The organism is Clostridia bacterium, assembly GCA_017620395.1.
GTDB lineage: Bacteria > Bacillota > Clostridia > Oscillospirales > RGIG8002 > RGIG8002.
Genome location: JAFZQJ010000035.1, coordinates 22,455 through 36,752 on the forward strand (window position 1 = coordinate 22,455; position 14,298 = coordinate 36,752).

Consider the following 14,298-nt stretch of genomic DNA (forward strand, 5'->3'; position numbering starts at 1 on the left):
TTTTGCCACGTTTTGCGCCCGTCGGAACACCGTATGAATACAACCTATATGAATAATATTCATATAAATAGCGTTCATATATAGGTTATTCGGCTATATTTACGGAAAACGGCGCCGCGTTTCGCGGTATCGCACGCGTGAGCGAAAAACACTCCTTCAGAGGCGATAACAAGGTCGGAGACGCAGAAATTGATGCCTCCGCGACGCGAAAACCGCAAAAGAGCAGAAACCGCCCGAAAGCATAAAGAAATCCCCGCCGATGCCGGCGGGGATTTCTTACGTTTATCGGGTTTTTCAGCTCGCGGCCTTCGCTTCGCCGTTTTCCTTGATTCTGTTGCGCTTGCGGCGCAGGAAGAGGTAGAGCTTGGGCATCTTGCGGATGACGAAGCGCTTGGTGCGGAGGATCGCGCGGTGGCGCAGATCGTACTGCCAGTTGAGGAACTTGCGCGGCACGAGCTTGCTGGTGAAACGATGGTCGTACATCTTCTCGAACATCTTTCCGAGCCATCTGGGGCGGTACTTCGCGCAACGCTTGTAGCGCTTGATGTATTTGTGGAAGAAGTTGGAGGCGTAGAGCACCTCGTGCGGCGGGTAGTCCTCCTGATAGAAGGGGACCTTCATATCCGCAGGGATGACGTCAGGGAAGGAGCCGCATTTGCTCGCGATATCCGCGAGCACGGTGTGCGGGTAGGGGTAGAATATGTTGGGTATGACTTTGTCGGGATTAAGCTGAACGTTCAGCTTGATCGTTTCAAGCGTCTTCGCGAGCGTTTCGTGCGGGAGTCCGACGATGTTGTAGGTCATCGTAGTGAAGTCGTACTTGTGGAACCACGAGAAAGCGTTGATCATCTGCTCGTTGGTCATCATGCGCTTGCAGTACTTCATTCTGATCTCTTCGTTGCCGCTCTCGACGCCGACGTCGATCAGATAGCAGCCCGCCTTCTTCAGCGTTTCGACCGTCTTCTCGGTCATGATATCGAGGCGCAGGTTGCAGGTGAAGGGGAGGTGTATCTTCTCGGTATACATCTCCATGAAGGGGTAGAACCAGTCGTCGTACATATTGAAGATCGCGTCGCGGAAGTTGAAGAACTTTATGTTCGGGAACTTCTTGAGCAGCGTCTCCAGATAGAGCATCGCGTTCTCGGGCGAACGGAAACGCGCGTACTTTTTCTTGTTGGGGTAGACGTTGCGGAACTGCGAGTTTCCGCAGTAGGTGCAGGAGAAAAGACAGCCGCGCGACATCATGACAAGCGCGGTGTCGAGGCGCATGCACTCGAGGTTTTTGTAGTCGAAAAGATCGAAGTCGGGCAGCGGGAGCTCGTCCAGATTCTCGAGCAGCGGACGGACGGGATTGCGTATGATCTCGCCGTCGGGCTTCTTGAACCACAGGCTCTGGATATCGAAGTAGTCGCCGGTCTTGTATCTCTGCGCGAGCTCGAGGGCGGGGTATTCGCCTTCGCCTATGCAGACGCAGTCGACGCCGGGGACCTTAATGACCTCTTCCGGCTCGATCGTCGCGTGATAGCTGCCTATCCAGATGAAGCAGTCGGGGTCGGCCTCCTTCGCCCACTTGACGAGGTCGGAAACGTATTCGAACGCGGTCGTGCGGCAGGAGATGCCAATAAGATCGTAGTCGAATTCCTTGAGCTTTTTCTTGAAGGTTTCTTCATCGTATTCATAGACGATATGCATCAGGCTGACCTTGTGGCCGCCCTGCTTGAGCACCGCCGAGATGGAAGCGAGGCCTTCGCTCCAGTTGCCGCCGGTATTGCGCTTTTCGGAAGCGGCGCTGACGAAATCGGGGTATACGAGAAGTACTTTCGTAAGTTCGTTATCCATTATTTGCCTCCGGGTAGTATTCATACGCAACCATTATATACCTTATCCGGCGGAATGTCAATTAAATAAGACAAAAAAAGAAGACGAAAAACGCGGGTTTTCCGTCTTCCGCAAATTTACCTCCGCAGCGTTTCGGCGGGCCGCAGCCGCGCCGCCTTCAGCGCGGGGTAGACTCCGAAGACTACCCCCGTACCGCAGGAAAGCAGCAACCCTGCGAACACGACCCCGGCGGATATATGAAGCGACGCGCCGGTCGCCAGCTTCAGAACGAGCGCCGCGGAAAAAGCCAGCGCGACTCCGGCCGCGCCGCCGAGCGCGGAGATGACGGCGGACTCGGTAAGAAATTCGGCGGCAATGTGCTTTGTTCGCGCTCCGAGCGCCTTCTTGATCCCGATCTCGCGCCCGCGCTCGCTGACCGAAACGAGCATGAGCGTCATTATCATAAGTCCCGCGACGATCAGAGAAATACCGCCGATCCCGCTGACGACCGCGGTAACGGCGTCGATTATGCGCGAATACTTCGCGCGTTCGCGGTCGATGTCGGTGACGGAATAGGCGCCGTTATCCCCTGCGGCGGTATTCAGCTTTTTCAGCACGGAGGCCGCGACCGCTTCCGCGCGTTCCGCTTCGACGTCGACGCTTATACGGTCAAAGCCGCCGACTCCGGCGATATCGCTCAGCGTTGTGTAGGGCAGATGCGCGAAGGCGGGGAAGTTTTGCCCGGTAAGCGTTGCGATCGTACCGGTGCCCGCTTCCGCCACTCCCACTATCTTCAACGGAATATCTTTCCCGTTTATCCGCAGAACGAGCTCGTTTCCGCAGACGTTTTCGCGGCCGAAGGCCTGCGCAGCCGCGTCCGCAGAAAGCACGCAGACCCGCGCCCGCTCGCGCACCTCCTTTTCGGTGAAAGCTCTGCCGTGGAGCACGTTCAGTTTTGTAACGCGGCAGACGTTGCCGCCTGCGCCGATAAGCACGGTGTTGAGGTCCGTGTTCCGCAGGCGGGAATAGGCGTAGCGGATGATTATCGGAGTCGCGCCGTCCGCGACTGAACGCACCTTCGCGAGCTGTGTTTCTGTCAGCGGGTACTTTTCGCTTTCGACCGAAAGACCGCTGATGCCGAGGCTGTCGATCTCACCGAGTATGATGTCTTTTCCGGTCATGCCGACGGAAACGACCGTTATGACCGAAAAAACCCCGATGGCTATGCCGATGACCGCGAGCGCGGTGCGTAGCTTCTTGCGTTTGAGATTTCTGACGTATGCGCTTATCTTATCCATTTTTACAAACCGTTTCAGTTGATGCTTCTTATCCTGACCTGACCGCCGGCGCGGAGCGTTCCGTCGGCTTCGGAGACGACGAGACATCCGGATTCAATTCCGCTGACCTCTACGCAGTCGTCGAGTTCCGCGCCGGTGACGACCCCGCGGCGGTAGGCGCGGCTGCCGAGCAGCATCCAGACGAACCTGCCGTCTTCGTCTTCGTTAAGCGCGGACCACGGTACCGTCAGGGCTCCGGCCTTGCGTGAGACGACGATTTTCATATCGGCGGTGTAGCCCGCCTTCAAAGCCTCGTCGGGGAAGTCGATTTCCGCTACGCATTCCACAGTGGAGCGCCCGCCGGAAACACTTTTCGCCACCGGCGAGATTTCCTTAAGCGTCGCCGTATATTCGCCTTCGAAGGCGTCGCCTGTTACGACGCAGTTAAGCCCTTCCGAAAGAGACGAGGCGAAGCTTTCGGGAAGCTCGCAGCGCACGAAAAGCGCTGAGGCGTCGCATATGCGCAGCAGGGGTGAGGAGCCGTCCGCGTACGCGCCGTTTTCGATCGCGAGGTTAGCGACGACTCCGTCGGCGGAAGCGGTGACTATGTCGGGGATAAGCACGAGCAGCTCGCTCGTCGCGCCGTTTGCGCTTCCGCCCGCGGATTCGTCGGAGAAGGAGGAGAACATGTTTCCGATCGCGTTTGTGAAGTAATCGGCTATAAGCCCGTCAAGCAGCTTCGAGACCTGTTCGCCGTCTTCGCGGGAGTTGCTTTCGGCGGCCTCCCAGAGCGAAACCGTCGCGGCCTTGTCGACGGAGAAGAGCGGATCGCCCGCCCTGACGCGCTGTCCGTTTTTAACGTAGACCTCGTCCACGGTCAGTCCGGCGGCGGTGTAAAGATCCTTTGCGTACCGCGGCTCGATGGTTCCGGTGCATTCCACGGTGTCCTCTATCGTTCTGCCCGTAACGCGCTTCGCGATAACGGTCGGCAGCGTGGAACGCACTACCGTCGGCGCCGCGGCGGCGGCTCCGATGAAAAGCGCCGTAAGCAGCAGAGTTATGATGTATTTTCTCGCTTTCTTCATTTTTCTCACCCGTTTCTATTTTGCCGTGACTGCGCGTAAATATACCGAAGCGCAGCGATGGGAAATCGCAAAAAAACACGGATTATCACTTAATTTACCGTTGACATTTCGCGCGCGTTCATTATAATGAATATATGGAGTGTTATCACTTACGGTGGGGGATTGTTCCCGCGCCGAATCTCCGAAAGGAAGGTATGATTATGAAGAAGACGTTATCAACTTTGCTGGCCCTCTGCATGCTTATCGGCCTGCTCAGCGGCGTCGTGCTTTTCTCAAGCGCGGCAAAGACCGACGACTCCTACACCTACGTTCAGCTTACGGGCGTCCAGGACTGGACCGCCTCGGACGTGGCGAGTCTGACGACCTTCGGCGCCGACTTTGCGCTTTCCGATAAGGGCCTTGTCGGAAACGCGGCGCAGTCGGTCGAGCTGACGGTCACGAATAACCTGACCCGTTTCTGCCTTGCCAGCAAGACGAGCAGCGGCTTCCTTGCGAAGAATCCGTTTAGGTTTGCGGACGCTTCGCAGGGGTATAAGCTCTCCGACTTCGACGGCATCGCAATCGCCTTCTCGGATGCGGACGGCAACGAGATCCCGCTGACCCAGTTCCAGGTTCGCCTTATGCGCGATGCGACCGACTGGGGCAGTTACTGGCTGTACGAAGGCAACTACTACGATATGAACGTCGTTTACGCGAACGGCTACTATCACCTGAAATTCGACGATTATAAGAACCTCTCGAACGGCGCGATAGACAGCATTTCCGTCCTTTCGGCGCTCTTCTACAAGGACGGCATTAAGGCGGGCGACAAGGCGTACATCTCCGACATATGCGCCTACACGAAGGGCGATCCCGCAGAGCCGCCGGAGGAGAAGGAATACGAATACCTCCAGCTCGACGGCGTGCAGAAGTGGACGCAGGCGCACCTTGCGCAGACCTCCGCCAACAACGGTCACGTCAACAACGTCACCGCGACCTACTCGCTTTCCGATCAGCAGCTCGCCGGAGCGGCGGCTCAGTCGATAAAGGCGGTCAAGTCGCAGTCCGGCGGCTTCAACTGCCTTGTGAACAAGGCGTACGACTCGAACGACATCTGCTGCCCGTCGCCCTGGAAACCCTCCGACGGCGTCAGCAAGCTCTCGGACTACGACGGCGTTATGATTGCGGTCAAGGACGCGAACGGCAATATGCCCGTTACCAGTCAGGTCAGACTCCGCATTCTTACGAGTCCGGCTCTCAACGGCTGGGGCGTCTTCTATATGAGCACGAACAGCTACGAATACACCGAAGACGGCTACTATATGTTCCCGTTCACCGGCTTCAGCGGCTACACGGCCATGATGAAGGAGCTCGACAGCGCGCAGGGCATTTCATTCCTGCTTGACGACGGTCCTTACACGGAGTATTACTTCTCCGACTTCCTCGCCTACCGCGAGAAGCGCGACGTAGACTACTCCGCGCTCGAATCCGCGCTCGCGGCCCTCGAGGGAACGGACGCGGCGCTGGACAACCCCGACGTTATCGCTGCGGCGCAGGCCGTCCTCGATAACCTGGACGCCACGCAGGAAATGATCAACGAGCAGGTGGTAATTTTGAAGAGACTTATGCGCGAAACCCTGCCGGCGGTGCAGTTTGACGAAAACAACATCGTATTCACCTTCGGCGCGGTCAGCGATATCCATATCGACGGCACGCTCGGTTCGAGCACTACCAATAAATACCTTAACGCCGCGCAGCTGCTGAAGAAGTACTCCGGCGGCAACATCGACGCGATAACCGTCGACGGCGACTTCTCGCAGAGCAGCTACAACGACAATATCCCGCAGGCGTACAAGAGCATAAACGACGAAGTCTTCGGCGAAGACATCAAGTCTTTCTTCATCACCGGCAACCACGACGCGCAGGGAAGCGAGTGGAATCACATCAATTCCTTCTATACCCAGCTGGGCAGCTACTGCACCGAGGACGAGCCCGGCACCAACCTTGCCAGAGGCAACCGCCACATGGTCATCAACGGCTACCACTTCATCGGCGTCAACATGATGGACTACTGGAACAGCCAGGAAGCCCGCTTCGATCCGCAGGATCTCGTATGGCTCGACACCGAGCTTGCCGCCGCCCGCGCCGCGGCGCCCGGCAAGCACATCTTCGTTTACACCCACGCGCCGGTCTACGGAACGACCTACGGCTCGGATCTTTACACCGGCTCCTGGTGGGGCAGCAGGAGCATATACGACCACCTCAAGGATTACCCCGAGGTCGTGACCTTCGGCGGACACGTCCACTTCCCGCTGGAGGACGAACGCACCATCTATCAGCGCGACTTCACCTCGCTGAACTGCGGCAGCGTTCAGTATATGGCGATCGAGAACGGCTACCTCGAGAGCGGAAGCAAAACCACGATCGACCCCGACTCCTGGGCTGTTTCCGACGGACTTATGCTTCAGATCGACGCTGACGGCAACGTCAAGATCACCCGAATCGACTTCGGCAGAGACGCGATCATCAAGCAGCCGTTCTACATTCCGGCTCCCGATCTTGAAAACAAGACCAACCTGATGTATTACGACGACTACCGCTTCGAAGAAGCCAACGAAGCGCCCGTGTTCCCCGAGGATGCGACCGTTACCGCGACGATAAACGGCGGCAACGTCGAGGCGAACTTCACCGCCGCGAACGACGACGATATGGTCCACCGCTACGTCTTCGAGATCACCGGCATTCCCAGCGGCAGAAAGACGAGCGCCAAGAGCTTCTCCGAATTCTACAATTATCCGCAGGTCAGGGATATGCCGAAATCCTACAGAAGACTGATTCCCTACACCGCGGCGTCCGGCGACAGGGGCTTCGAGCTCGCGGTCTACGCCGTTGACTCGGGAGGCAAGACGTCCGAGCCGATCGTCTTCAACTCCATCGTCGGCGCGCCGGATATCAAAACGCCGTCCGGAATGAACCTGATAAACGCCTTCTTCATCACCGGCGAACCGCAGGTCACCGGACTCAACGGCCTCTCGGTCACAACGAGAGGCGACACGATAAAGCACAAGACGAAATACGGCTTCTCCGGAGCGGGCGACAGCCGCATGACGATCTTCGCCCCGTCGTCCGCCGCGACGCTGACGGCTCGCAAGTTCGCGATCGAAGCGGCGTTCGAGGTCGGTTCTGTCGGCACGGAGCAGTACATCTTCAGCTGCAGCAAGGATGACAAGGGCTTCTCGCTCTATCTGACCGCGGACGGCCGTATCGCCTTCGATATGTACACGACCGCGAAGTACTCCGTCGTCTCCGAAGCGACCGTGAACCCCGGCGAATACCACAGCGTTATGCTTAACTTCCAGTCCGGCGTCCTCACGCTTTACCTTGATGGCAGCAAGTCCGGCGAGGCCGAGGTCTCCGGCAACGCGAAGTACAACACCAACGTCGGCTACACCGTCGCCGCGCATATCGTGACCGGCTCGACCTACGGCGACTTCTTCGACGGCGTCGTCTATCAGGTCGGACTCGGCAGCGCTAATATCACCGCCGATAACGCCGCCGACCGCGCCGTGGAATTCGAGAACGGCTGGAACTATAAATACGTTCAGTCGATCTACAACGAATACGAAGCCGTGAAGGAGGCGCTCGCGCTCAACGCGAACGCGAACGAATCCGCCAAAAAAATCCTCAACAACTATCTTGTCGAGCTCGAAGCCGCGCTCAACGCGGTCAGCGTCAACGAGGCGTATATCAACACCGTGCTCCGCAGCGAAGCGGTCGCCGAAGCGCTCGCCGACTTCGGCGTCGCCATCGAGCTGCCCGAGCTCAACGCGCCCGCTGTCAGCGGAGTCGCCGACGGCGAGACCTACACCGGGCCCGTCACTATCACGTGGGACGAAGGAACCAACGCCGAGCTCGACCACGAGCCGTTCGAGAACGGCTCCGTCGTCAACACCCCCGGCGAGCATCGTCTGTTCGTACAGAACAAGTACGAATCCACCGCGGTCTACTTCACCCTCGATATCGAGTATGAAGAGCCGGTCGTCAGCATCGAAGACGGCGCGGAGTTCGGCATCCCCAGCGATCCGGTCAGCGCGACCTGGACTCCCGAAGAAGCGGCCGCCACGCTGAACGGCGAGCCTTACGCCGCCGGTACCGAGATAACCGAAGTCGGCGAATACACGCTGGTCGTCACCAACGGCGACAAGAGCGTGACCGTAAACTTCACGATTGTCGATAACTTCATGGTGCCGGTCGTCAGCGTTGAAGACGGCGCGGAGTTCGACCTTTACAACGCGGCTGAGCCTCTCGCGATAACCTGGACTCCCGAAGAGGCGACCGCCACGCTGAATGGCGAAGAATACGCCGCCGGCACAGAGATCACGGAAGTCGGCGAATACACGCTTGTAGTCGTCAACGGCACGAAGGAAGTCACCGTGAACTTCACGGTCGTCGACACCGCGCCCGCGTTCAAGAAGGGCGACATGGACGGCGACGGAGAGATCACCGTCGCGGATGCGCTCAAGGCGCTCCGCATCGCGGCGAAGCTCGTCGAGCCCGCCGCGCAGGACCTCGACATCGGCGACGTCGACGGCGACGGAGAGATCACCGTCGCGGACGCGCTCAAGATCCTCCGCGTCGCGGCGAAGCTCGCGACAGAGGAGAGCCTCAACGCGTAACTCTTCGCGCAAAACGTTCTTTCGGGCGCCTCCCTAGGATTTAGGGGGAGGCGCCTTTTCGTGCGCTGAATAAAGACGCGGCGGTGAACGCTGCGTTGCGAGGATCCGGTATCACTGCAAAAATCTCTCTTTACTTTTTCGTTCGCTTCAACTATAATACATATTGATGAATATAAAAGGAGGACATCGCCGTGTCCGAAATGTACGAATTCGTGCAAAACAGCAAAAACAAGCGCAAAGGAAAGCGGCGCGTCGAATGGAAGATCGCCGTGCTCATTGCGGTCGCGGTCGCGATTCTCGCCGTGATCGGCGGACTGCTCTGGCGTAACATGACCGCCGGCCGGCGCTTCAGCGAATTCTGCGGCAAGCTTTCCGAAAGCACTACCTACGCTTACGAGCACGACTCCGCCGCCGTAGAGGACGCCGACGGAATCTACGGGCTCACGACGGAAAATCTATACGAGCTTTACCAGTGCGTCTGTGTCTACGGCCCGGGCAAGGAACGCCGCAGCGCGCCGGAAGGCGACGGCGTTACCGTGACCTACGGCAACGGCTCCTCGCTGAAGCTTGTCAAAGTCGGGGAGGGCAAGGACGAGGAACTGTTTTTCTGCTATTCCGACGCCGACGGTTACTCCCACGTGTTCCGCGGCGAGAACGTTCGCCTTTCTTATATAGTATCGCGATACCTTTCGCGGAGCAAAAATGAAGTAAAAGCGTGATAGTATGGAAGATATGTACGAGCCGGTAAGGCGGCATGAAGAAAAGCGCCGCTTGGCGAACGACAAAAAAACCTTCATTATAATAATATTGGTGGGGATGTTTTTCATCGGGATGGTTTTCTCGTTCTGGTGGTATATGTCCTATTGGAAGCGTTACGCGAAGCTCAGCTCTGAGATTTCGGCGGCGACGCTGTACGCGTACGATAACGACTGCGCCTACGCGGAAACCGGATCCGACGGCGGCACGCTGAGGTACAAGCTCGAGCGCGGCAACGTCTACGATATCTACCAGTGCGTCTGCGTCTACGGCCCGGGCAGGGAACGCTTCAGGGAGCCGGACGGCGACGGAGTGGAGATCGACTACGGCAACGGCGCGAAGCTGAAACTTGTCTGGGACGGCGAGCGGCTGTACTTTTGCTTCCGCGGCGCAGAAGGCTTCAATCACATATTCTACACTAAGGAAATAGACCTTGATTATCTGATGATGCGTTACCTCGCTCCGGATAAGCAGGGGTAGCGCCTGCTGATTATTGCATAACGGTTCTCTCCGCCGCATATAAATGACCGAAAGGCAGGTCGGTCATTTATGAACGCATCATATGAACGCCGCGCGGCGGAGATCGGCGAGTACATACTTGAAAGCAACGCCACCGTGCGCACGGCGGCGAAGCGCTTTGGCGTCAGCAAGAGCACGGTTCACAAAGATGTCGCCGAGCGCCTGCTCGCGGTCGATCCGTCGCTTTACCGGCAGGTGAGGGCGGTGCTGGATAAAAACAAATCCGAGCGCCATATCCGCGGCGGCGAAGCGACGCGCCGCAAATATCTTTCAAACCGTCCGCCTTCGTCGGCAAAAGCCGATTGAAGGCGGTTTTTTTATTTTCTGTCATCTCTCTGACGAAAAGCGGCGGAAAATCCTTGAAAAAATGCTGTATTTTTCACAAAAATAACTATTGACAAATTGAAAATAGTAATGTAAACTATTAGCGTATGGTATGGGAAGCCATAAAGTGCAATCAATCTTACTAAAAGAAAGGAATGCAGTTATGAAGAAATTTGCAAAACTCATGTCTGTCGTCCTCGCTATTGCCATGCTGTTCGCTATGGCGATCCCGGTAGCGAGTGTTGCGGCGGAAGACGAAATCGCGATCACGATCGAGACTGTCGAGTCTGAAGCCGGCGCGAAGAACGTCGGAGTCAAGGTATTTATGCCCACCGGTTGGTCCGGAGTCGGCTTTACCTTCAATTTCGATCCCGCGGCTTTGACGTTCAAGAGGTTTGAACAGAATCTTGCTGTCCAGCATCAGGCGAGAGACGGCGAAGCCAATGTTTACGCACTGAACAGGAACAACGCCGCTTCCGGCGAAGTCATCGTTTCCTTCGCGTCCGCTGTTGTTGTTAACGGCAAGGAAGGTTATTACAACGTTGACGTTGACGACGATACCGCATACGATTATTTCGGTATCCTCGTATTCGACGTTGCCGAAGGCGTGGAAGGCCTTCAGGCTGTTACCGCTACGGTCGACAAGCTTGTCGGCCCCGATGGTGATATTGAGTTTACTCTCACCAACGGCGGTATCCAGCTGCCCGGCGGCGAACAGCCCCCGGTCGATCCCTGCGACCACGAGTGGAGCGAGTGGGAAGTGACCACTCCCGCGACCTGCGTTGCTAAGGGCGAGAAGACCAGAACCTGCACCAAGTGCCAGGAGACCGAGACCGAAGAGATCGACATCGATCCCGACGCTCACGCCTGGGGCGATTGGATGGATTCCGATAAGGAAGGCTGGGAGCAGAGAGTCTGCGCCAACGATCCTTCTCACGTCGAAGAGAGAGAGAAGAGCGTTGAGCCTCCGGTCAATCCCGATGCTCTCCAGATAGTCATCGAGACCGTCGAGTCCGAAGCCGGCGCGAAGAACGTCGGTGTCAAGGTATTTATGCCCACCGGTTGGTCCGGAGTCGGCTTTACCTTTAATTTCGATCCCGCGAAGCTGACCTTCAAGAGATTCGAGCAGAACCTTGCTGTCCAGCATCAGGCGAGAGACGGCGAAGCCAATGTTTACGCACTGAACAGGAACAACGCCGCTTCCGGCGAAGTCATCGTTTCCTTCGCGTCCGCTGTTGTTGTTAACGGCAAGGAAGGTTATTACAATGTTGACGTTGACGACGATACCGCATACGATTATTTCGGTATCCTCGTATTCGACGTTGCTGAAGGACTTGAGGATGGTCTCTATGAAGTTACCGCTACGGTCGACAAGCTTGTCGACCCCGATGGTGATGTTGAGTATACTCTCACCAACGGCGGAATCAAGCTCGGCGCTGATGAGTGCGAGCACGACTGGGTCGAGACCGGCAGAACCCCCGCGACCTGCACCGAAGCCGGCAGCATAACCTACACCTGCTCCAAGTGCCAGGAGACCAAGGAAGAGACCATCGATCCTCTCAACCACGACTGGGGCGAGTGGGAAGTCACCACTCCCGCCACCTGCACCGAGAAGGGTGAAGAGACCAGAACCTGCCAGCGTGAAGGCTGCAACGCGACCGAAACCAGAGAGATCGAAATCGATCCCGAAGCTCACGATTGGGTCGAGAACGGCAGAATTCCCGCGACCTGCGTTGATCAAGGTACAGTCTATTATGTCTGCAAAAACGATCCCGATCACACTAAGGAAGAGACCATCGACATCGATCCCGACGCTCACGACTGGGGCGAGTGGGAAGACTGCGCTGACGAGCCCGGATTCGAGCAGAGAGTCTGTAAGAACGATCCTTCTCACATTGAGAAGAGAGAGAAGGGCTCCGAGCCTCCGGTTCACGAGCACACCTTCGGTGAACCCACCTACATCTGGGCTGACGATAACAGCACCTGCACCGCTACCCGCGTCTGCACCGCTGATGGTTGTGACGAGACCGAGACCGAGACTGTAAACGCTACTTCCGAGACCACTCCTGCGACCTGCACCGAGACCGGCAAGACCGTTTACACCGCGACCTTCGAGAATGCGGCGTTCGAGACTCAGACCAAGGAAGTGACGATCGACATCGATCCCAACGCTCACGCTTACGGCGCGCCCACCTATAAATGGGCTGATGACAACAGCACCTGCACCGCGACTATGGTCTGCGCGAATGACGCTTCTCACGTCGTGACCGAGACGGTCAACGCTACTTCCGAGACCACGCCTGCTACCACCGAGGCTGAGGGCAAGACCGTCTACACCGCGACCTTCACGAATACGGCGTTCGAGACTCAGACCAAGGAAGTCACCATTCCGAAGCTGAATCCTGAAGAGCCCACCGCTCCCGCCGTCACCGGCATCACCGACGGTCAGGAATTCGATCTCGGCAAGGGCGATAAGCCCGCTCCGACTTGGGAGCCCGCTGACGCTACCGCGACTCTGAACGGCAAGCCCTACACTGCCGGCACCGCGATCACTGAGGCTGGTGATTACACGCTCGTTGTCACCAACGGCGACAAGACCACCACGATCAAGTTCAAGGTCACCGATAGCTCCGCTACCAATCCTGATCAGCCCAACACCTCCGATCTGCCCGTCGCCGGCATCGCGATCGTTTCCCTGATCGCCGCCGCTGCCGTCGTGGTTATCGCCCGCAAAAAGAGATTTGCGAGATAATCGGAACTTGAGCGATTAATGATTGATTAGCACAATGGTGTTATACAGCCCCCGCTGCTTCTGCAGCGGGGGCTGCTTTTTTATTGTTTTCGAAAGCTTCGCCTTTTTGCCATCCTGTGCGCAGCGACCGCTGATGCTATCTTCTGTCATCCTGAGCGAGCGCGTAAGCGCGAGTCGAAGGATCTCACGCTTCCTTCCGTCATCCTGAGCGCAGCGAAGGATCTCGCATCTGCTTCGCATTGTGTGAAAGGCGCGACAACAAAAGAAGACAGCCGCGTATGCGGCTGTCTTCGATTATAAAAGATCTGCTTTTTATTCTATTCCGTTACCGCGTTGACCCAGCAGTTCGCGATCAACTTATGGCCGGTCTCGTTCGGATGCACGCCGTCGGGGGAGAGGTAATAAATATCCTCATACTTGTCGAATTCCGCCTTGAATATCTCATCGAGCGGGATATAGACGTCGGCGAACTCCTTCGCGAGGCGGCGGACGGCGTTCTGCTTGGGGATCAGATCCTCTTCGAGCCAGTGGATCTTATCCGGCACCTCCAGCACGAACGGCGCCATCATAACGATCGGAACGCCGGGCAGCCGCTCTTTGATCTCGCTGAGCAGGCCGCGGTATATCGCCTCGAACTCCTCCGCGCTGCGCGGGTTGTTCTCGTCATAGCGCCTCCACGTATCGTTGACGCCGATGAGAATGCTGAAAAGATCGGGCTTGACCTCGAAAATATCCTTTTCTCTGCGGTTATAAACGTCGCTGACGCGCTCGCCGCTGACGGCGCGGTTGATGAACGTTATACCCTTACCGTTCAGTTTTTCCGCTATGAACGCCGGATAGCCGTATCCGAGGTAGGAATCGTCTTCGCGGCTTCTGTCGCAATCTGTGACGCTGTCGCCCTGAAACAGGACCTTCATATTATCTTTGAGCAGCATGGTTTTATTCATTCCTTTCTTTTTCTTCCGCTATTATAGCATTATATCCTGATATTGTAAACACCGTCTGCAAAAAAAGTCCTTGCGTAATGCCGAGGATATGGTATAATCAAATAAGAAAGATATATGACCGGCACGGAAAGCCCGGCAAGGTATCTGACGGCGCTTTTTCCTGCG

At 56.9% G+C, this 14,298-nt stretch carries 9 protein-coding genes; 5 read left to right on the forward strand and 4 right to left on the reverse strand.

Going from position 1 to position 14,298, the window contains the following annotated elements; genetic code table 11:
* Positions 1 to 294: 294 nt before the first annotated feature.
* The 3 genes from J5441_08055 to J5441_08065 form a co-directional block, all read right to left on the reverse strand.
* Positions 295 to 1,839: a cobalamin-dependent protein gene (locus J5441_08055; GenBank protein MBO4935098.1), complete on the reverse strand. Its 1,545-nt coding sequence runs from the start codon at positions 1,837 to 1,839 to the stop codon at positions 295 to 297.
* A gap of 116 nt (positions 1,840 to 1,955) precedes the next feature.
* The gene (locus J5441_08060) at positions 1,956 to 3,116 is read right to left on the reverse strand and encodes an ABC transporter permease (protein ID MBO4935099.1); all 1,161 of its coding nucleotides are present in this window, start codon (positions 3,114 to 3,116) and stop codon (positions 1,956 to 1,958) included.
* Positions 3,117 to 3,130: 14 nt separating this feature from the next.
* Positions 3,131 to 4,180 carry an efflux RND transporter periplasmic adaptor subunit gene (locus tag J5441_08065; GenBank protein MBO4935100.1) on the reverse strand — a complete coding sequence of 350 codons (1,050 nt, stop codon included), beginning with the start codon at positions 4,178 to 4,180 and terminating at the stop codon, positions 3,131 to 3,133.
* Between the two features lie 200 nt (positions 4,181 to 4,380).
* On the opposite strand from J5441_08065, the gene J5441_08070 reads away from it, so the two are divergent.
* The 5 genes from J5441_08070 (at position 4,381) to J5441_08090 (ending at position 13,186) form a co-directional block, all read left to right on the forward strand.
* Complete coding sequence (locus tag J5441_08070) at positions 4,381 to 8,835, forward strand: metallophosphoesterase (protein MBO4935101.1); 4,455 nt, start codon at positions 4,381 to 4,383, stop codon at positions 8,833 to 8,835.
* Between the two features lie 191 nt (positions 8,836 to 9,026).
* Positions 9,027 to 9,554, forward strand: a complete 528-nt coding sequence (locus J5441_08075; GenBank protein ID MBO4935102.1) for a hypothetical protein — start codon at positions 9,027 to 9,029, stop codon at positions 9,552 to 9,554.
* A gap of 4 nt (positions 9,555 to 9,558) precedes the next feature.
* Complete coding sequence (locus J5441_08080; protein ID MBO4935103.1) at positions 9,559 to 10,071, forward strand: hypothetical protein; 513 nt, start codon at positions 9,559 to 9,561, stop codon at positions 10,069 to 10,071.
* Positions 10,072 to 10,140: 69 nt separating this feature from the next.
* The gene (gene spoIIID / locus J5441_08085) at positions 10,141 to 10,416 is read left to right on the forward strand and encodes a sporulation transcriptional regulator SpoIIID (protein ID MBO4935104.1); all 276 of its coding nucleotides are present in this window, start codon (positions 10,141 to 10,143) and stop codon (positions 10,414 to 10,416) included.
* Positions 10,417 to 10,597: 181 nt separating this feature from the next.
* Positions 10,598 to 13,186, forward strand: coding sequence for a hypothetical protein (locus J5441_08090; GenBank protein MBO4935105.1), 2,589 nt, complete (start codon positions 10,598 to 10,600; stop codon positions 13,184 to 13,186).
* Positions 13,187 to 13,503: 317 nt separating this feature from the next.
* Here the strand turns inward: J5441_08090 and J5441_08095 are convergent, their stop codons facing one another.
* Positions 13,504 to 14,121 (reverse strand): SGNH/GDSL hydrolase family protein, encoded by a 618-nt coding sequence (locus tag J5441_08095; GenBank protein MBO4935106.1) that lies wholly within the window; start codon positions 14,119 to 14,121, stop codon positions 13,504 to 13,506.
* Positions 14,122 to 14,298 lie beyond the last annotated feature (177 nt).

What these genes read in the sequence shown, in the direction of transcription:
- J5441_08080 (MBO4935103.1), top strand. Translation starts at nt 9,559, where the DNA reads ATGGAAGATATGTACGAGCCGGTAAGGCGGCATGAAGAAAAGCGCCGC.
- J5441_08090 (MBO4935105.1), top strand. Translation starts at nt 10,598, where the DNA reads ATGAAGAAATTTGCAAAACTCATGTCTGTCGTCCTCGCTATTGCCATG.
- J5441_08070 (MBO4935101.1), top strand. Translation starts at nt 4,381, where the DNA reads ATGAAGAAGACGTTATCAACTTTGCTGGCCCTCTGCATGCTTATCGGC.
- J5441_08055 (MBO4935098.1), bottom strand. Translation starts at nt 1,839, where the DNA reads ATGGATAACGAACTTACGAAAGTACTTCTCGTATACCCCGATTTCGTC.
- J5441_08060 (MBO4935099.1), bottom strand. Translation starts at nt 3,116, where the DNA reads ATGGATAAGATAAGCGCATACGTCAGAAATCTCAAACGCAAGAAGCTA.
- J5441_08065 (MBO4935100.1), bottom strand. Translation starts at nt 4,180, where the DNA reads ATGAAGAAAGCGAGAAAATACATCATAACTCTGCTGCTTACGGCGCTT.
- J5441_08095 (MBO4935106.1), bottom strand. Translation starts at nt 14,121, where the DNA reads ATGCTGCTCAAAGATAATATGAAGGTCCTGTTTCAGGGCGACAGCGTC.
- spoIIID (MBO4935104.1), top strand. Translation starts at nt 10,141, where the DNA reads ATGAACGCATCATATGAACGCCGCGCGGCGGAGATCGGCGAGTACATA.